The sequence below is a fragment of the Thioclava sp. F1Mire-8 genome, from assembly GCF_002213165.1.
In the GTDB taxonomy this organism is placed as follows: Bacteria; Pseudomonadota; Alphaproteobacteria; order Rhodobacterales; family Rhodobacteraceae; genus Thioclava; species Thioclava nitratireducens.
The window spans coordinates 378,628-397,003 of sequence record NZ_NBNY01000004.1 but is presented as its reverse complement, the minus strand read 5'-3'; the positions used below and the strand labels follow the sequence as shown (position 1 = coordinate 397,003).

Sequence of the window (18,376 nt, the reverse complement as noted above, 5' to 3'; positions counted from 1 at the left end):
GCCGGTTGCCCGGCCTTGCCCGGTTGACCCGGAATTTGCCTGTTCCCGGCGGCGTGCGTTCAGCGCATCTCTTCAGCCGGTGTCACGCCAAGAATACCAAGACCGGCGGAAATGACAACGGCACAGGCTCGTGCGAGGGCGATTTTCGCCGCCGATGCGGCCTCGTCGCCCTCCTGCAGGAAGCGCAGGGACGGCTCGTCATTGCCACGGTTCCACAGGCTGTGCAGATCCGAGGCGAGATCGTAGAGGTAGAAAGCCACCCGGTGCGGCTCGTTCGCGCGCGCCGCGATCTCCAGAAGACGCGGCCATTCGGCGATCTTCTTGACCAGTTCCAGCTCGGACGGATGCCACTCGCCGGACAGATCGACCTCGGCGAGACGCGCATCGGACATGTCCCAGCCCGCTTCCGCCGCCTTGCGCAGCACCGAGCAGACCCGGGCATGGGCATATTGCACGTAGAAGACCGGGTTGTCCTTGGACTGCTCGAGCACCTTGTCGAAATCGAAATCCAGCGGCGCGTCGTTCTTGCGGGTGAGCATGTGGAAGCGGGTCACATCCGCGCCGGCCTGCTCCACCACGTCGCGCAGCGTCACGAAAGTGCCCGCGCGCTTCGACATCTTGAAGGGCTCGCCGTTCTTGAACAGCTTCACCAGCTGGATCAGCTTGATATCAAGCGTCACCTTGCGATCTGAAAGCGCAGCCACGGCTGCCTTCATCCGCTTCACATAGCCGCCATGGTCGGCGCCGAAGACGTCGATCAGCAGATCGTAGCCACGATCGATCTTGGTCCAGTGATAGGCGATATCGGGGGCGAAATAGGTCCACGAGCCGTCCGACTTCTTCACCGGGCGGTCCACGTCATCGCCATATTCGGTCGAGCGGAACAGGGTCTGCTCGCGCTCCTCCCAATCCTCGGGCAGTTTGCCCTTCGGCGGGTCGAGCACACCCTCGTAGATCAGGCCCAGATCCTCGAGCCGCTTCAGCGCCGCCTCGATCTGGCCGGTGCCGTAGAGCGATTTCTCGGAGGAGAAGACATCCATTTTCACGCCGAGACAGGCGAGGTCCTCGCGGATCATCTCCATCATCTGCTCGGTCGCGAATTCGCGGATATCTTCGAGCCAGTCTTCCTCGGGTTTGTCGAGCAGGCTCTCGCCATACTTGGCCTTGATCGCCTCACCGACCGGGATCAGGTAATCGCCGGGATAGAGCCCCTCGCGAATTTCCGGCTCGAGGCCACAGGCTTCGCGATAGCGCTCATAGGCGGAGCGGGCGAGCACATCGACCTGCGCGCCGCCATCGTTGATGTAATATTCCCGCGTGACGTCATAGCCCGCGAAATCCAGCAGGCTTGCCAGCGCATCGCCGAAGACGGCGCCGCGGGTATGGCCGACATGCATCGGGCCGGTCGGGTTCGCGGAGACATATTCCACGTTCACCTTCACGCCGCGGCCCAGATCGGAGCGCCCGTAATCCGCACCCTCTTTCAGAACGGCGTGGGTCACATCAGCCCAGACCTTCGGATCGAGGCGTAGGTTGATGAAACCGGGACCGGCGACATCGGCGCTGACGATCCGGTCATCTGCGGCCAGCTTGGCCGCCAGCGCCTCGGCGATGTCGCGCGGTTTCGACTTGGCGGGCTTGGCCAGCACCATCGCGGCGTTGGTCGCCATGTCGCCATGCAGCGGATCGCGCGGGGGTTCCACCGCGACGTTTGCATAGTCCAGCCCCTCGGGCAGCGCGCCTTCGGAAACCATCTGATCGAGTGCCGCAATCACCGCGGCGCGGATGTCGGAAAACAGGTGCATTCTCATTGTCCTTATTTGCGCTCTCCCCTGCCAGAGCGCGCAGGTCGCGTCAATGGCCCGAGCGGGGGCCAAGCGGGGACCGAGACGGCGCGGGCGGCCCGGCATCGCCTGCCGGACCGCCCGAAATCAAACCTTGCGAGAGGATCAGTCCTCGGCGGTGAAGCCCGCAGCCTCGATCCCGGCGACAGCCACTTTCGCATCATTGTCCGAGGTGTCGCCGGTGACGCCCATCGCACCGATCACCGCGCCGCTCTCGTCGCGGATCAGAACGCCGCCGGGCACGGGGCAGGTCTTGCCGTCATATATGCCGTTCACCGCGGCCATGAAATAGGCCTGCGCCTCGGCCCGCGCCATCTGCGCCTTGCCGCCCATCCCCAGCATCACCGCGCCGTAAGCCTTGGCCTGCGCAATATCGAAGCGGCCCGGCGCCGCGCCATCGGCGCGCGCGAAAGCAAGCGGGTGGCCGCCCGCATCCAGCACGATGGCCGAGAGCGGTTTCAGCCCGTCTTCCGCGCCTTGCGCCAGCGCGGTCTCGATCATCTTCTGCGCCTGTTCGAGCGTGATCATGCGCGTTCCTCCTTCTCTTGCAGGCGGCGCTGATGCAGCACCGGTTCCGTATATCCCGAGGGTTGGACCGTGCCGAGGAAGCACAGGTCGCAGGCCGCCTGGAACGCGAAGCCGTCATAGCCGGGCGCCATGGGGCGGTAGTTGGGATCGCCCTCGTTCTGACGGTCGACGACCTTGGCCATCTTGCGCAGCGCCTCCATCACCTGGCCTTCGCTCACCAGCCCATGCTCGAGCCAGTTCGCGATCGCCTGGCTGGAAATCCGGCAGGTCGCACGGTCTTCCATCAGGCCGACGTCATGGATGTCGGGCACCTTGGAGCAGCCCACGCCCTGATCGACCCAGCGCACGACATAGCCGAGGATGCCTTGCGCGTTGTTCTCGATCTCGGTGCGGATTTCCTCCTCCGAGTAGTTCTTCCCACGCGCGAGCGGGATCGTCAGCAAATCGTCGAGCCGCGCCGGACGGTTCATCGCGGCGATTTCCTGCTGGCGGCGCTTCACGTCGATCTTGTGGTAATGGGTGGCGTGCAGCGTGGCAGCGGTCGGCGACGGCACCCAGGCGCAGTTCGCGCCCGCGAGCGGATGGTTCACCTTGGCCTCGAGCATATCGGCCATCTTGTCGGGCATCGCCCACATGCCCTTGCCGATCTGCGCCTTGCCGGCGAGCCCGCAGGCCAGACCGATATCGACGTTGCGATCCTCGTAGGCTTCGATCCAAGGCTGAGACTTCATCTCGCCCTTGCTCAGCATCGGACCGGCCTGCATCGAGGTGTGGATCTCGTCGCCCGTGCGGTCGAGGAAACCGGTATTGATGAAGGCCACACGGTTCTTCGCGGCGCGGATGCATTCCTTGAGGTTGACCGAGGTACGGCGCTCCTCGTCCATGATGCCAAGCTTCACCGTGTAGCGCGGCAGGCCCAGAACCTCTTCGACCTTGTCGAAAATCTCGGTCGCGAAGGCGACCTCTTCGGGGCCGTGCATCTTCGGCTTCACCACGTAGACCGAGCCGGTTACAGAGTTGCGCGGGCCTTCGGTCTTCTTGAGGTCATGCATCGCGCAGAGCGTGGTGACCATCGCGTCCATCAGCCCCTCATAGGCTTCTTCCCCGTCGCGGGTCAGAATCGCGGGGGTGGTCATCAGGTGGCCGACATTGCGCACCAGCATCAGCGAGCGGCCCTTCAACGTGATCACCTCGCCACCGCCGCCGGTGAACTGGTAATCGCCCTCGAGCCGCCGCACGGTCTTCTCGCCGTTCTTCACGACGTTCTCGCGCAGATCGCCCTTCATCAGGCCCAGCCAGTTGCCATAGGCGAGAACCTTGTCCTCGGCATCGACACAAGCCACCGAGTCCTCGCAATCCATGATCGTGCTGACCGCGGCTTCAAGGATGACATCGGCGATATCGGCAGGGTCGGCCTGACCGACTTCGGTTGTCGGGTCGATCTCGATCACGAGATGCAGCCCGTTGTTTTCCAAAAGAACTTCGGACAGCGCGCCCTCGTCGGAGATGTTGAACCCGAGGAACTGCGCCGGATCGGCCAGCCCCGTCTCGCCCACCGCGTTCTCCACGAAGAACACGCCGTTCTCCACGCGCAGCGCGGTCACGTCGGTCCAGCTTCCGCCCGCAAGCGGCACGGCTTCGTCGAGAAACGCCTTGGCACGCTCGATCACGCGGGCGCCGCGCTTGGGATCGTAGCCCTTGCCCTGCGGCAGATCGCCAAGCGCATCGGTGCCGTAAAGCGCATCATAGAGGCTGCCCCAGCGGGCGTTCGCGGCGTTGAGTGCGTAGCGCGCGTTGGTGATCGGCACGACGAGCTGCGGACCGCAGACGGTGGCGAATTCGGGATCGGTCTCGGGGGTCTCGATCTTGAAATCGTCGCCTTCGGGCAGGAGATAACCGATCTCGCGCAGGAAGGATTTATACTCTTCGAAATCAAAGCCTTCAGCGCGGCGATGCGAATGCCAATCGTCGAGCTTGGACTGGATCGACTCGCGCGTCTCGAGCAGCGCACGGTTCTTCGGCCCCAGCGTATGCAACAGTTCCGAGAGCCCTTCCCAGAAGCGCTCCGGCGCGACGCCGGTCCCTGGCAAAGCTTGATCCTCGATGAAAGCGGCCAGTTCGACCGCCACCTGCAGTTCGTTTCGCGCGACCCGCTGTGCCATGATGCCTCCCGTTTTCTCAGACGCGTATTAGATGAAACCGCTGGGCGCGAATGTCCAGCGGATTACGGAAAGCACGCGGGAAGGCGCGGAGACGGAAAAGCGGTCAGGAGAACCGCGCATGCCTCGGCAGACGGGGCTTTTCGAACCCCGCCCGCCGAGGCATCGGCGCTGATATCACCGTTGTGGCGCGACAGTCGTCGCCTCGGAGTTACTGCTGTATCGTGTCGCCCGGCGTTGCCTCACCATTGACCCCGCCTTCGCCGACCCCGGTCGTCGCGGGCGCCTGGGTCGTCGAGGTACCAAGCCCGTCAAGCGGCGCCGATGGCGGCTCGGAGCGCACGACGCCTTCGGTTTTCGGGGCGTTCTGCGTCGCGGCGGGCGCCTCTGTCTGGTCTGCACCCGCCCCGGTCGGTTGCGGGGAATTTGCGGCCATCGCGATCCATACGACGATCACCGCCACGCCCAGCATCACGACCATGGCCATGCCGATCAGGGCGGGGGCATGCCTCTTCTTCTCGCCATTTGTATTCGTATTCGGTGCGGACATCGGATTGCTCCTTCCATCTTCGATAGTGTCCTGTCGGGGCCGTGGCGCAGAGCGCATCGATCCGGCCCCCTTCACTTCGGGTAACGCGGTCGTCCCGGTTCGGGTTCAGCCCGTCGGCAGCGAACCGCCCGGCCCTGCCGGCGAAACCGCTTTGAAAACCGCGCGCGGGACGGATACTCTTGGCACTGAACTGCGTGACTGAGGCGAAACCGGATCGCGCCCGCCCGAAACGGGAAGCGATACCCAGAAGGCGCGCTTGCCTTCGCGCCGAAACGCTCCACGTCACACAAGCCGAGAATAACGAGGAATATCGCAAGAATGCCCGCCGACACGACGGCTACCCAAGCCCTTCCCAAGCGCCTGATCGACTACCGCCCCTATCCTTTCACGCTCGAGAGCGTGGGACTCGATTTCACGCTCGATCCGGACGCGACAGAAGTACGCGCGCGCCTAGCCTTCTCTCCGCGGGAAGCGGCAGCGGCGCTGCATCTCGATGGGGAGGAGCTGGAGCTTGTCTCGATTGCGCTGGACGGGCGCGAGCTGGCCTCCGGCGAATACCAACTCAGCAAGACCGGCCTTACGCTCCCGGCGGATATTCTGCCGGCACAAGACTTCACGCTGGAGACCGTGACGCGGATCGCACCGTCGAAAAACACCGCGCTGGAGGGGCTTTACATGTCGAACGGCATGTATTGCACGCAATGCGAGGCCGAGGGCTTCCGCAAGATTACCTTCTATCCGGACCGTCCCGACGTTATGGCGCGCTTCCACGTCACGATTACCGGCGATCAGCCGGTTCTGCTGTCGAATGGCGATCTGGTCGCGAACCGCGACGGCTATGCCGAATGGGTCGATCCGTGGCCCAAGCCCGCCTATCTCTTCGCACTGGTCGCGGGTGACCTTCGCGCGCATTCGGGCACATTCACCACGATGTCGGGCCGAGAGGTCGCCACGAATATCTGGGTCCGTCCGGGCGACGAAGATCGTTGCGACTTCGCGCTGCAGGCGCTGCATCGGTCGATGCGCTGGGACGAAGAGGTTTACGGTCGCGAATACGACCTGGACATTTTCAACATCGTCGCCGTCGATGACTTCAATATGGGCGCGATGGAGAACAAGGGGTTGAACATTTTCAACTCCAAATGGGTTCTCGCCTCGCCCGAGACCGCGACCGATGCCGATTACGAGCGTATCGAGGGCATCATCGCGCACGAATATTTCCACAACTGGACCGGCAACCGCATCACCTGCCGCGACTGGTTCCAGCTGTGCCTGAAAGAGGGGCTGACGGTTTATCGCGACCAGCAGTTCACCGGCGACATGCGCGGACACGCGACGAAGCGGATCGACGACGTTCTGGCGCTGCGCGGGCGGCAGTTCCGCGAGGATCGCGGTCCGCTGTCGCACCCGCCGCGCCCCGATCATTACCGCGAGATCAACAACTTCTACACCGCGACCGTCTACGAGAAAGGCGCCGAGATCGTGGGCATGTTGCACCGCCTGCTGGGGCCCGACGGCTATCGCGCCGCGCTCGACCTCTATTTCGAGCGCCATGACGGGCAGGCCTGCACGATCGAGGACTGGCTGAAGGTGTTCGAGGACAGCTCGGGCCGCGATCTGAGCCAGTTCAAGCGCTGGTATACCGATGCGGGCACGCCGACGCTACGGGTGCGCGACAGCTTCAAGGACGGCGTATACACGCTTGAATTCGAACAGGAAACGCGCCCCACGCCCGGTCAGGAAGAAAAGCCGTTGCGCCACATCCCGATCGAAGTGGGGCTGCTCAACGAGAATGGCGACGAGGTCGTGCCATCCACCGTTCTTGAGATGACAGAGGCGAGGCAGAGCTTCACCTTCGACGGGCTCGCGACGCGCCCGGTGCCCTCGATCCTGCGCGATTTCTCCGCCCCCGTGCGGCTGGAGCGCGACGCCGACACGTCCGAGCTTGCCTTCCTGCTGACCCATGACCGCGACCCGTTCAACCGATGGGAAGCGGGGCGTGCGCTGGCCCAGAAGATGCTGATCGGGCGCGTTCTGGGACAAGAGGGTGACCGATCCTTCTCCGATGCGATGGGTGCGCTGTTGCGCGACGAATCCGCCGATCCGGCCTTCCGCGCGCTGTGTCTGAACCTGCCCTCCGAGGACAGCATCGCGCAGGCGCTCTACGATCAGGGCGAGACGCCCGATCCTGCGGCGATCCATGAGGCGCGCGAAGCGCTCGCCCGCGATCTTGCGACTGCGCATAAGACGCTTCTGGCCGAGATTTTCACCAAAACCGAAGCGACGGCGCCCTACAGCTCCGACCCGGAGCAGGCTGGCCCGCGGGCGCTGCGCCTCGCCGTTCTGCGGCTTTTGAACCGCATCGACGGCGGAGCCCGCGCGGGTGCCCTGTTCGCCTCGGCCGAGAACATGACCGAAAGCTTCGGCGCGCTCGCGGCACTGGTGCAGACCGGACAGGATGCGAGCGCGATGGCCGAATTCCGCGACCGCTGGCAGGGCGACCGGCTGGTGATGGACAAGTGGTTCCTCGTCCAGCTCGCCAACTGCCCGCCAGAGATGGCGCTGGAGCGCGCCGAGGCGCTGACCGGCGATCCGCTCTTCACATGGAAGACGCCGAACCGCTTCCGGGCGCTGATGGCGGGGCTGTCGGGCAATCACGCGGGCTTCCACCGCGCGGACGGGGCGAGCTATCGCTTCTATGCCGATTGGCTGCTCAAGCTCGATCCGGTCAACCCGCAGGTCGCCGCCCGCATGTCCACCGCCTTCGAGACATGGACGCGCTATGACGAAGGCCGGCGCGAGAAGATGCGCAGCGAGTTGGAACGGATCGCCGCCCAGCCGGGCCTCAGCCGCGACCTGTCCGAGATGACGCAGCGTCTACTGGGCTGATTTCCGCGCGGCGCCTGCGCGCGATCCCGGAAGACCACGGATTGGCCGCATTCTCGGCCCATCCGTGCCGGGTTCTCGCGCTACGAAAGGCGGACGCTCGCGACTTGCGGGCGTTGGGCAGTTTCGCGAACAGGCTCGACCATGGACGACAATGAATTTGAATACCGACACCAGGCCCGCCGGGCGGGAGGGTATCTTGCGCTCGCCTTCGGGATGGCGCTGCTCTACGGCGCAATGAAACTGACCGCGACGACATGGATTCATGTCGCCGCGTGGATCTATCTCGCCCTCACTTTGTACAAGCTGATGCGCAACCGCTCGGGGCTGCTGCGGATCACGCCTGCGCGAATGGAAGTCTACCGCAACGGGCGGCAATTGGGCACGTTCCCCCTCGCACAGATCGACTCGGCGCGGCTGCGGCGGCGCAAGCTTGCGGGCGACGAATGCATGGTCACGCTGCGCGACGGGCGTCGCGCCTACCTGCCACGAGAGGCCACGCCGCCGCTCGACCGGCTCAGCGCGATTTTCGAATCCTACGGGGTGCCGCTGGTCTGATGTCCGCTGCGGGGCGGTCGCCCTCTTGCCCCCGCCCCTGCCCTGTCCTAGAAGCTTGCCCAAGCCTTTACTGACAGGATGTGGACATGCTCGACCATCTCGAATTCCAAGCCCCCGAACCCAAGGTCATTGCCGGTGCCAAATCGGATTGGGAGCTGGTTATCGGGCTTGAAGTCCACGCGCAGGTGGCCTCGAAAGCCAAGCTGTTCTCGGGCGCCTCGACCAAGTTCGGCGCAGAGCCGAACTCTAACGTGGCCTTCGTCGACGCGGCGATGCCGGGGATGCTGCCGGTGATCAACGAGTTCTGCGTGGCGCAGGCGGTGCGCACGGGCCTCGGCCTCAAGGCCGACATCAACCTGCGCTCGGCCTTCGACCGGAAGAACTATTTCTACCCCGACCTGCCGCAGGGCTACCAGATTTCGCAGCTCTACCACCCCATCGTGGGCGAGGGCGAAATCATCGTCGATATGGGTCCGGGCGTCGCGCGCAAGGTCCGGATCGAGCGTATCCACCTCGAGCAGGATGCGGGCAAGTCGATCCACGACATGGACCCGCATATGTCCTTCGTGGACCTCAACCGTACCGGCGTCGCGCTGATGGAGATCGTCTCGCGCCCCGACATCCGCGGCCCGGAGGAAGCGGCGGCCTATGTCGGCAAGCTGCGCCAGATCCTGCGCTACCTGGGCACCTGCGACGGCAACATGCAGAACGGCAACCTGCGCGCGGACGTCAACGTCTCGATCTGCAAGCCGGGCGCTTACGAAAAGTATCAGGAAACGCAGGATTTCAGCCATCTCGGCACGCGCTGCGAGATCAAGAACATGAACTCGATGCGCTTCATTCAGCAGGCCATCGAATACGAGGCCCGTCGCCAGATCGCCATCGTCGAAGACGGCGGCGAAGTGGTGCAGGAAACCCGCCTTTACGATCCCGACAAGGGCGAGACGCGCTCGATGCGGTCGAAGGAAGAAGCGCATGATTACCGCTACTTCCCCTGCCCCGACCTGCTGCCGCTGGAAATCGAGCAGGCCTGGGTCGACGATATCGGCGCCTCGATGCCCGAACTGCCGGACGCGAAGAAAGCGCGTTTCGTCAAGGAGCTGGGACTGTCGGAATACGATGCCTCGGTGCTGACGGCAGAGGTCGAGAACGCGGATTACTTCGAGGCCGTGGTGGCCGAGGCCGGTGACGGCAAGCTTGCCGCGAACTGGGTCATCAACGAGCTGTTCGGTCGCCTGAAGAAGGAAGACCACGACATCACCTCGAGCCCGGTCGATGCCGCGCAGCTTGGCGCGATCATCCGGCTGATCAAGTCCGACAAGATTTCGGGCAAGATCGCGAAGGACCTCTTCGAGATCGTCTACACCGAAGGCGGCGACCCCGAGAAGATCGTGGAAGAGCGCGGCATGATCCAGGTCACCGATACCGGCGCCATCGAGGCCGCCGTGGATGAAGTGATCGCCGCGAACCCCGAGCAGGTCGAGAAGGCGAAGGCCAACCCGAAGCTGGCGGGCTGGTTCGTCGGTCAGGTCATCAAGGCCTCGGGCGGCAAGGCCAACCCCAAGGCGGTCAACCAGATCGTCGCGCAGAAGCTGGGGCTGTAAGCCAAGCGAAATAGTGCGATCAAGGCGCATTCGGGCGCCTTTTTCATGCCCGCCCGGAAAGAATTCGGGAACAAGTCTTCGCGCTTGTGGCTTGGGGAGACGCGCCCTAGGCTCACGTGGGCGTGAAGAGGAAAGGGTTTGCGATGAGTGGCTTGCTGGCGCTTCTCGATGACGTGGCGGGGATCGCCAAGGTGGCGGCCACCTCGATCGACGATGCGGCAGGTCAGGCGGCCAAGGCGGGCTCGAAGGCGGCTGGCGCGCTGATCGACGATGCGGCGGTGACCCCGAAATATGTCCACGGCTTCAAGCCCGCCCGCGAATTGCCGATCGTGGGGAAGATCGCGCTCGGCTCGATCAAGAACAAGCTGATATTCCTGCTGCCTGCGGCACTGCTGCTCTCTGCCTTCGCGCCGTGGCTGATCACGCCCTTGCTGATGCTCGGCGGGTCGTACCTGTGTTTCGAAGGCGCGGAGAAGGTCTATCACCTGTTCAAGCCGCATGAGCCCGATGCCGAGGGCCATGTCGCGGCAGAAACCGCCGACCATCTCGAGGAAAAACGGGTGAAATCCGCGGTGAAGACCGATTTCATCCTCTCCGCCGAGATCATGACCATCGGCCTCGCCGCCCTGCCCTCGGGCCAGCCGATCTGGATGGAGGCTATCGCGCTCGCCATCATCGGTATCGGCGTGACGGTCGTGGTCTATGGCTCCGTCGCATTGATCGTGAAAGCCGACGACGCGGGGCTATGGCTGGCCGAGAACGGCAAGCTCGGGCCGACGCGTTCGTTCGGACGCGGCATCGTGCATGTGATGCCCAGATTGATGCAGTTGCTGATGATCGTCGGCACCGCCGCGATGATCTGGGTCGGCGGCAATATCGTGCTGCACGGGCTGGCGGAGCTTGGTTGGCACGCGCCCTACGACTGGATTCACCATCAGGCCGAAGCCGCCGCCCATGCGGCAGGCACGGCGGAAGGCGTCGTCAGCTGGGCGGTCACCGCGTTCTTCGACGGCGTCTTCGGACTGATCTACGGGCTAGTGCTGATCCCGGTCGTCACCCGGATCATCCAGCCGATCTACCGCGCCGTGACCGGCAAGGAAAAGCCCGCTCACTGAGCGCAAGCGGACAGGTTGAGGCCATCCGCGCCGCCCTATAGGCTGGGTGCGAACAGATCGCAGGAACCGCAGATGACCGAGTATTTCGAGACCCAAGAAGGCCGCCGCATCGCCTATAACCTGACGCCGGGCAAAGGGCCGGGCGTAGTTTTCCTCGGCGGATTCAAATCCGACATGGAAGGCACGAAGGCGCTGGCGCTGGAAGACTGGGCAAAGCGCGAGGGCCGCGCCTTCCTGCGCTTCGACTATTCCGGCCACGGCGTCTCGGACGGCGCATTCGAGGACGGCGCGATCGGCGACTGGTTTGAGGATGCGCGCGACGTGATCATGGCCAAGACCGAAGGCCCGCAGATCCTCGTGGGCTCCTCGATGGGCGGCTGGATCTCGCTCCTGATGTCGCGCGAACACCCCGAGAAAGTCGCGGGCCTCGTTACCATCGCCGCGGCCCCCGATTTCACCGAGGACGGCTATTGGGCGAGCTTCGACAAAGAAACCCGGCACAAGCTGGAAAGCGAAGGCTCCATCGCGGTCCCGTCGGATTACGGCGAGCCCTATGTCATCACCCGCCGCCTCATCAACGAGGGTCGCGAGCGATTGGTGCTGCGCAGCCCGCTGGCGCTGCCCTTCCCCACGCGCTTCCTGCAAGGCACCGCCGACGAGGCCGTGAGCACCGAGACCGCGATCCGGCTGCTGGAGCATGCCGAGGGCGCGGACATGCGCCTGACCCTGGTCAAAGGCGCCGATCACCGCTTCTCGGACCCCGATTGCCTCGCGCTGATCGAGACCGCGCTGGCGGAGGTACTGGCCCGGCTGTGATCCGCTGCTTGCGGCATTTCGATTTGCTTGACCTCGGCCCTTGCGGCACACTCGACGCGAGAAGCGCGAAAACGCGCCGCGATTGAGGTTTCGAGCGATGCCAAGCGATCCGCTGGTCTTTCTTCCCGGTTTCATGTGCGACGCGCGGCTGTTCTGGCACCCGCTGCAAGAGCTGTCTTCCGAGCGTTCGGTGATGGTGGCGCGGCTGCGCGGCACGACGATCGAGGAGATGGCACAGGCGGTTTTGGACGAGGCGCCGCCCCAGTTCGCGCTGGTCGGGCATTGGCTGGGCGCGGTCGTCGCGATCGAGATCCTGCGCCGCGCGCCCGACCGGGTGACCCAGGTCGCATTACTCGACGTCTCCCCCCTGCCCGAGATGCCGCAGATCGCCGCCGCGCGCGAAACCCGGATCGTGAAGGCGCTCACCGGGCGGCTCGACGAGATGATGCTGGAGGAAATCCCCGCCGACAGCCTCGCCCCCGATCCCGGCCGCGCTGAAATTCAGGCGATGCTGCTGGAGATGGCGGCAGGCTTGGGCGCCAACACGTTCGAGGCGCAGTCCCGCGCCCTGATGCGCCGCCCCGACCTGCAACGCACGCTGCGCGCCACGAAAACCCGCGCGCTGCTGATGTGCGGCGAATACGACAAGATCTGCCCGCCCCGCCGGCACGAATTCCTCGCAGAGCTGATGCCCCACGCCGAATTCCGCCTGATACTCGGCGCGGGCCACCTGAGCCCGCTGGAACAACCCGAGAAGATCACCCAGAACCTGCGCGACTGGCTGGAGGCGCCGTTATTGTTGGCGTAAAAACGCAACGACCTTCGGCGTTTCGACTTTCCGGGTCCCACGGCATTTCGGGAAATTCGTGCAGCCAAGAAACACGTCACCGGTCTTCTTGCTACGGCGCTCGACCATCGCGGATCCGCATCGCGGGCACCCATCCGTCGAAGCCTGCGATACAATTCGAGCCGCTCTGACGTTCTTGATGTGCTGCTGCGTGGTCCGCAAACCCCGCTCGAACCGTCGGCCTTCCAGCGCCTGACAAAGCGCCTCAACCTCACTCTCCGTGAGTACTACTTGGCGGGGAGACTTCAGAAAGTTGAGCATCGAGTTCCGTCGCCAGTGAACGCTGGGAGGAAACTCAGTTTTCGGGACCGCTCCACCAACGAAGACGATAACCCCGTGAACCTTGCTGCCGTCTACACCAAGACAGTCTTCAATCGCTTTGATGTGCTTGTAGTTTTGCCGCAGCGGATTCTGAAACTTGGTCTTTTTCTTATAAAGAACCTGCGTCCAATGGGATTGCCTCTCCGCACCGAATATCCACCCGCTCATGTTCTTGGTCTCAATAACGAACACGCCGCTCCGCGATATGAGGACATGATCGATTTGTGTTGTCCCGTCCTTCACGGGCAGGGTCACGTCATCGAAGAGATGCATGCCCCCTTCTTCAGCGAGCTTCTCGAGCCCTTTGCTCACGTAAACCTCTCCGATGAACCCCTTGAAGCGTGGGGATTTTACGATCGCGACTAAGAGGAGGAGGAGAAGCACAACAGGGAAAAACAATGCGTCCATAATTTCGGTCTCGAAATATCAAAGTGATTTTCCGATCATGCGCCGAAACCAGTCAAAACGATGGCGATACCGCGAATAAAAAAGCGCTGCCGAAGCAGCGCTTTTCCAAAACTCTCGCATGGAGCGAGATCACCCAGCCTCGGCTGTCTTCACCTTCTTTTTCCGGATCGGGGTGACCGTCGCGGGCTTGCCCTTCCCGGGCGCCGGGTTGTCGGCGTTCTCGTCGATGAAATCGAGCACGAGCGGGCGGATGTTGTTGCGCCAGTGCGAGCCTGCGAAGATGCCGTAATGGCCTGCGCCTGGCTCGAGATGCTGTTGCTTCATCGAATCCGGCACGCCGGAGCAAAGGCCGAGCGCGGCGACGCATTGGCCGGGGGCAGAGATGTCGTCCTTCTCGCCCTCAACGGTCTTCACCGCGACCTTGGTGATCTTCGAGATATCGACCATCTTGCCGCCGACCTCGAAGCGGTTCTTGGCGATCTCGAGGCCCTTGAAGATACGCTCAACCGTCGAGAGGTAGAACTCGGCAGTCATGTCCATCACGGCAAGGTATTCGTCGTAGAAGCGGTAATGCTTGTCGTGCTCCGATCCTTCGCCAGAGGCCTCTTTCCAGATCTTGTCCTGGAAGGCCTGCGCGTGCTTGTCCATGTTCATCGAGATGAAGGAGGCGAGCTGCATCAGGCCCGGATAGACCAGGCGCCCCGCGCCCTTGTATTTGAAGCCCACGCGCTGAATCACCATCTGCTCGAGCTGGCCCATCGTGACGCGACGGCCGAAATCGGTCACTTCGGTGGCGGCGGCGTCGGGATCGATCGGCCCGCCGATCAGGGTCAGCGTGCGCGGCTGCGCGGCCGGATCCTCGGCGGCGAGATAGGCGGTCGCGGCCAGCGCGAGCGGCGCCGGCTGACACACCGCGATCACGTTGGTATCAGGACCCATCTCTTTCATGAAATCGACAAGGTAGAGTGTATAGTCCTCGATATCGAACTTGCCTTCGGAGACGGGGATATCGCGCGCATTATGCCAATCGGTCACCCAGACATCGGCGTCGGGCAGCAGCGAGGCCACGGTGGAGCGCAGCAGCGTCGCGTAATGGCCCGACATCGGCGCCACCAGAAGGATGCGCCGCTCCATCGGCTCGCGTCCGTGGACGTTGAAATGCACGAGGCTGCCGAAGGGCTTGTTGAGCACCGTTTCGACTTCGACGAGGTGATCGCGCCCGTCCTCGGCGGCGATCGAATGGATGCCCCAATCGGGCTTGATCACCATCCGCGCGAAAGAGCGTTCCGTCACCCGGCCCCAGGCCGACATGATCTTGAACATCGGATGCGGGGCGAGGCCCCAGACCGGGTAGGACGCCATGGCGCGCGCCGAGGCGCCCATCCACTCGTTCGTGTTCCTGAAGGTTTCCATCAGGTCGTAGGACATGATCGTTTTCATATGCAACTCCTCGGGGCCGGCCACGCGCACACTCGGCAACGGAAACGCCGCTTTACCCCAAGACTGCGGCGATATTATGCTGGTTCAGAGGATAGGGAGGATTATCGTTCATGACAACCGAGGAGACGGACAAAATTGCTGCATCGCAGAAGATGCAGGAGAACCTCGCCCGCATCGAGGAACTGACAGAGCGGATGGTCGATGCGATCGCTCAGAAGCGCCCCGTGAATCCCGCCCTCGAAGGCCCCGGCGCCGATCTCTATTTCTCCTCCTCCGCGGCCATGATGAACGAATGGCTGGAGAAACCGTCAAAGATCCTCGAAGCCCAGGTGAATTACTGGGGTCAGGCGATGAAGCATTACCTCGAAGCGCAGGAGGCGCTCGCCAAGGGCGCGTTCCGCCCGCCCGAGGACACGGGCCCTTCCGACCCGCGTTTTGCCAACCCGCTCTGGGATAGCCATCCCTATTTCAACTATATCAAACAACAATATCAGATCGCGGCGCAGGGCGTGCGCGAGACGGTCGACAAGCTCGAAGACCTGGATCCGGTGGACCGTCAGCGGCTCCAGTATTTCTCGCGCCAGATCATCGACCTGATGGCGCCGACCAACTTCCTCGCGACCAACCCTGATGCGCTGGAAAAGGCGATCGAGACCGAGGGCGAGAGCCTCGTGAAAGGGCTCGAGAACCTCGTGCGCGACATCGAGGCGAACCGCGGCGACCTGCTCGTGACGCTGGCCGACAAGGACGCCTTCACCGTGGGCGAGAATATCGGCACCGCCGAGGGTTCGGTGATCTACCGCAACCGTCTGTTCGAGCTGATCCAGTATACGCCGACCACCGAGAAGGTACACAAGACGCCGCTTCTGATCTTTCCGCCCTGGATCAACCGCTTCTACATCATGGACCTGAAGCCGCAGAACTCGCTGATCCGCTGGATCGTCGATCAGGGCTTCACCCTCTTCGTGGTCAGCTGGAAGAACCCCGACAAGAGCTATGCCGATGTCGGCATGGATGACTACGTGCAGGAGGGCTACCTCACCGCGATCGACGAGGTGAAGAAGATCACCGGCGAGAAGAAGGTCAACGCGGTCGGCTATTGCATCGCGGGTACCACGCTGTCGCTGACGCTGGGCCTGCTGAACAAGCGCAAGGACAAGTCGATCAACTCGGCCACCTTCTTCACCACGCTCACCGATTTCTCGGATCAGGGCGAATTCGCGGTCTTCCTGCAGGACGATTTCGTCGACGGGATCGAGCGGCAGTGCAAGGCCGACGGCGTGCTCGACAGCTATTTCATGTCGCGCACCTTCTCCTACCTGCGCTCGAACGACCTGATCTATCGGCCTGCGATCCGCAGCTACATGATGGGGGAATCCCCGCCCGCTTTCGATCTGCTGTTCTGGAACGGCGACTCGACGAACCTGCCGGGCAAGATGGCGGTCGAATATCTTCGCGGCCTTTGCCAGAAGGACCGCTTCGCGCGCGAAGGCTTCGAGGTGCTGGGCGAGACGGTCAAGGTCTCCGACGTCAACGTGCCGTTGATGGCGATCGCCTGCGAGACCGACCACATCGCGCCCTGGGTCGCCTCGTTCAACGGGGTCGCGAAGATGGGTTCGAAGGACAAGAGCTTCATCCTGTCGCAATCGGGCCACATCGCCGGAATCGTCAATCCGCCCAGCAAGAAGAAATACGGCCACTACACCTCCGAGGCGCCGGTCGCGAATCCCAACGAGTGGAAAGCGCAAGCCGAGTTTCACGAGGGAAGCTGGTGGCCGCGCTGGGGCGAATGGCTGGCCAAGAAGTCCGGTGCGATGGTGCCCGCACGCCAGCCCGGCGATGCCGATCACCCGATTTTGGCAGACGCGCCCGGCACTTACGTCAAAGAGATGGTAAAGATATAACCTTCCCGCTTGGGTTGTGAATTTTCTGCGGCGCAGCAATTCTTCTCTTGAAATGCTGCGCCGCAGCATGTATATACGTTGCGTAACCCAAAGGGCCCCGCCAACGTTCCAGACCACGGGCCCCAACCCAACGGAGCACTCACATGGCCAAGACCCAAGACTACACCAAGATCATGCAGGACATGATGGCGTCCTTCCCCGTCGACACCTCGAAATTCCAGGATGCGTTCAAATCGCAAGCTGCCCTCGGCGAGAAGATGTCGAAAGTGGCGCTTGAAGCTGCCGGCAAGTCGACCGAAATCTCGACCAAATGGACCAAGGGCACCCTCGACAAGATGGGCGACCTGACCAAGACCAAGGAAGAGCCCGCCGATTACGCCAAGGCGATGAGCGACTTCGCGTCGGCTTCCGCCGAGATGGCGGCCGAGAACATGGCTGCCTTCGCTGAAATCGCGAAAAAGGTTCAGATGGACACCGTCGAGCTGATGATGGCCGCTGGCAAGGACATGTCGGAAGAAGCGTCCGCCACCGTCAAGAAGGCGACCGCCGACATGACCGCTGCGTCGAAGAAAGCCGCAACGGCTGCGAAATAATATCTCAACGCGGGCACCGGCCTCCTCCTCCCAGCCGGCCCTGCGTATCTCGGGCGCGCCTTCGCGGCGCGCCCTTTTTCTTTTATTGATTTTGGCAGCGCGGCGTCTCACAATCGCTGCACACGCATAATTCGGGGAGGATCGCATCACATGGCCGCAGACGAAAAGCCCTTGTTGATCAAGCGTTACGCCAGCCGCCGTCTCTATAATACCGAGACCAGCGATTACGTGACGCTCGAAGACATCGCGAAATTCATCCGCGAGGGGCGCGAGGTGCAGATCGTCGATCTGAAATCGGGCGACGACCTGACACGGCAATATCTGCTGCAGATCGTGGCCGAGCACGAGAGCCGCGGCGAGAACGTTCTGCCCGTCGATGTTCTGACCGATCTGGTGCGCTCCTATACCGGCGCCGCGCAATCGGTGGTGCCGCAATTCCTCGCCGCGTCTTTCGAGATGCTGCGCGAGGGGCACTCGCAGATGCTCGAGAACATGAACAAGATGCCGAATCCGATGAGCTCGATGCCGGGTTTCGAGGCGCTGCAGGCGCAGCAACAGGCCTTCTTGCAGAACATGATGGCGGGCTGGGGAACCGCCGGCTCGTCCGGCCCCGCGCCGGACGATGGCGACGATCGCGGCGAGCTGGACGCGATCAAGAAACAGCTCGCCGATCTGCAGAGCAAGCTCAACAAGATGTAAGGAGAGGCGCCCGAGAGGCGCCTTTTTCCTATCCGGCGCAAGGGGGCGCTGCCCCCTCGGCGCGTCGCGCCTCACCCCCGGGATATTTTCGCCAACACGAAGGG

The 18,376-nt window shown here is 63.2% G+C and carries 15 protein-coding genes; 9 read left to right on the top strand and 6 right to left on the bottom strand.

Features of this window, described 5'->3' with window-relative positions:
* Positions 1-59 precede the first annotated feature (59 nt).
* The 4 genes from argS to B6V75_RS15510 all read right to left on the bottom strand — a co-directional run bounded on the left by argS (position 60) and on the right by B6V75_RS15510 (position 5,081).
* A complete protein-coding gene (argS, locus tag B6V75_RS15525; protein WP_075775500.1) occupies positions 60-1,805 on the bottom strand; it encodes an arginine--tRNA ligase in 1,746 nt (581 codons plus the stop codon).
* 144 nt (positions 1,806-1,949) lie between these two features.
* Positions 1,950-2,372: a heme-binding protein gene (locus B6V75_RS15520; protein WP_075775501.1), complete on the bottom strand. Its 423-nt coding sequence runs from the start codon at positions 2,370-2,372 to the stop codon at positions 1,950-1,952.
* Positions 2,369-4,534: a malate synthase G gene (locus B6V75_RS15515; RefSeq protein WP_088720276.1), complete on the bottom strand. Its 2,166-nt coding sequence runs from the start codon at positions 4,532-4,534 to the stop codon at positions 2,369-2,371. Before B6V75_RS15515 ends, B6V75_RS15520 begins: the two co-directional genes overlap by 4 nt.
* 208 nt (positions 4,535-4,742) lie before the next feature.
* Positions 4,743-5,081 carry a hypothetical protein gene (locus tag B6V75_RS15510; protein ID WP_088720275.1) on the bottom strand — a complete coding sequence of 113 codons (339 nt, stop codon included), beginning with the start codon at positions 5,079-5,081 and terminating at the stop codon, positions 4,743-4,745.
* 318 nt (positions 5,082-5,399) lie between these two features.
* On the opposite strand from B6V75_RS15510, the gene pepN reads away from it, so the two are divergent.
* The 6 genes from pepN (at position 5,400) to B6V75_RS15480 (ending at position 12,868) form a co-directional block, all read left to right on the top strand.
* A complete protein-coding gene (gene pepN / locus B6V75_RS15505; protein WP_088720274.1) occupies positions 5,400-7,970 on the top strand; it encodes an aminopeptidase N in 2,571 nt (856 codons plus the stop codon).
* Positions 7,971-8,111: 141 nt separating this feature from the next.
* Positions 8,112-8,525, top strand: a complete 414-nt coding sequence (locus B6V75_RS15500; RefSeq protein ID WP_075775505.1) for a hypothetical protein — start codon at positions 8,112-8,114, stop codon at positions 8,523-8,525.
* An 86-nt stretch (positions 8,526-8,611) separates the two neighbouring features.
* Positions 8,612-10,129, top strand: a complete 1,518-nt coding sequence (gene gatB, locus B6V75_RS15495; RefSeq protein ID WP_075775506.1) for an Asp-tRNA(Asn)/Glu-tRNA(Gln) amidotransferase subunit GatB — start codon at positions 8,612-8,614, stop codon at positions 10,127-10,129.
* 143 nt (positions 10,130-10,272) lie between these two features.
* Positions 10,273-11,244 (top strand): DUF808 domain-containing protein, encoded by a 972-nt coding sequence (locus B6V75_RS15490; RefSeq protein WP_088720273.1) that lies wholly within the window; start codon positions 10,273-10,275, stop codon positions 11,242-11,244.
* Positions 11,245-11,316: 72 nt separating this feature from the next.
* A complete protein-coding gene (locus tag B6V75_RS15485) occupies positions 11,317-12,060 on the top strand; it encodes an alpha/beta hydrolase (RefSeq protein ID WP_088720272.1) in 744 nt (247 codons plus the stop codon).
* 97 nt (positions 12,061-12,157) lie between these two features.
* Positions 12,158-12,868 (top strand): alpha/beta hydrolase, encoded by a 711-nt coding sequence (locus B6V75_RS15480; RefSeq protein WP_075775509.1) that lies wholly within the window; start codon positions 12,158-12,160, stop codon positions 12,866-12,868.
* Here the strand turns inward: B6V75_RS15480 and B6V75_RS15475 are convergent.
* A complete protein-coding gene (locus B6V75_RS15475) occupies positions 12,854-13,636 on the bottom strand; it encodes an NERD domain-containing protein (protein WP_088720271.1) in 783 nt (260 codons plus the stop codon). The two genes, B6V75_RS15480 and B6V75_RS15475, sit on opposite strands and share 15 nt — an antisense overlap.
* Before the next feature lie 129 nt (positions 13,637-13,765).
* A complete protein-coding gene (gene phaZ, locus B6V75_RS15470; protein WP_075775511.1) occupies positions 13,766-15,076 on the bottom strand; it encodes a polyhydroxyalkanoate depolymerase in 1,311 nt (436 codons plus the stop codon).
* Positions 15,077-15,186: 110 nt separating this feature from the next.
* On the opposite strand from phaZ, the gene phaC reads away from it, so the two are divergent.
* From phaC to phaR, 3 genes are all read left to right on the top strand, one after another.
* Positions 15,187-16,980, top strand: a complete 1,794-nt coding sequence (gene phaC / locus B6V75_RS15465; protein ID WP_075775512.1) for a class I poly(R)-hydroxyalkanoic acid synthase — start codon at positions 15,187-15,189, stop codon at positions 16,978-16,980.
* A 143-nt stretch (positions 16,981-17,123) separates the two neighbouring features.
* Positions 17,124-17,573: a phasin, PhaP gene (locus B6V75_RS15460; RefSeq protein ID WP_075775513.1), complete on the top strand. Its 450-nt coding sequence runs from the start codon at positions 17,124-17,126 to the stop codon at positions 17,571-17,573.
* 150 nt (positions 17,574-17,723) lie between these two features.
* On the top strand, positions 17,724-18,272 hold the full coding sequence (phaR, locus tag B6V75_RS15455; RefSeq protein WP_088720270.1) for a polyhydroxyalkanoate synthesis repressor PhaR: 549 nt from the start codon (positions 17,724-17,726) through the stop codon (positions 18,270-18,272).
* Positions 18,273-18,376: the final 104 nt, after the last annotated feature.

Coding starts and splice junctions, on each gene's coding strand:
- argS (WP_075775500.1), bottom strand. CDS start 1,805: ATGCACCTGTTTTCCGACATCCGCGCCGCGGTGATTGCGGCACTCGAT.
- B6V75_RS15520 (WP_075775501.1), bottom strand. CDS start 2,372: ATGATCACGCTCGAACAGGCGCAGAAGATGATCGAGACCGCGCTGGCG.
- B6V75_RS15515 (WP_088720276.1), bottom strand. CDS start 4,534: ATGGCACAGCGGGTCGCGCGAAACGAACTGCAGGTGGCGGTCGAACTG.
- B6V75_RS15510 (WP_088720275.1), bottom strand. CDS start 5,081: ATGTCCGCACCGAATACGAATACAAATGGCGAGAAGAAGAGGCATGCC.
- pepN (WP_088720274.1), top strand. CDS start 5,400: ATGCCCGCCGACACGACGGCTACCCAAGCCCTTCCCAAGCGCCTGATC.
- B6V75_RS15500 (WP_075775505.1), top strand. CDS start 8,112: ATGGACGACAATGAATTTGAATACCGACACCAGGCCCGCCGGGCGGGA.
- gatB (WP_075775506.1), top strand. CDS start 8,612: ATGCTCGACCATCTCGAATTCCAAGCCCCCGAACCCAAGGTCATTGCC.
- B6V75_RS15490 (WP_088720273.1), top strand. CDS start 10,273: ATGAGTGGCTTGCTGGCGCTTCTCGATGACGTGGCGGGGATCGCCAAG.
- B6V75_RS15485 (WP_088720272.1), top strand. CDS start 11,317: ATGACCGAGTATTTCGAGACCCAAGAAGGCCGCCGCATCGCCTATAAC.
- B6V75_RS15480 (WP_075775509.1), top strand. CDS start 12,158: ATGCCAAGCGATCCGCTGGTCTTTCTTCCCGGTTTCATGTGCGACGCG.
- B6V75_RS15475 (WP_088720271.1), bottom strand. CDS start 13,636: ATGGACGCATTGTTTTTCCCTGTTGTGCTTCTCCTCCTCCTCTTAGTC.
- phaZ (WP_075775511.1), bottom strand. CDS start 15,076: ATGAAAACGATCATGTCCTACGACCTGATGGAAACCTTCAGGAACACG.
- phaC (WP_075775512.1), top strand. CDS start 15,187: ATGACAACCGAGGAGACGGACAAAATTGCTGCATCGCAGAAGATGCAG.
- B6V75_RS15460 (WP_075775513.1), top strand. CDS start 17,124: ATGGCCAAGACCCAAGACTACACCAAGATCATGCAGGACATGATGGCG.
- phaR (WP_088720270.1), top strand. CDS start 17,724: ATGGCCGCAGACGAAAAGCCCTTGTTGATCAAGCGTTACGCCAGCCGC.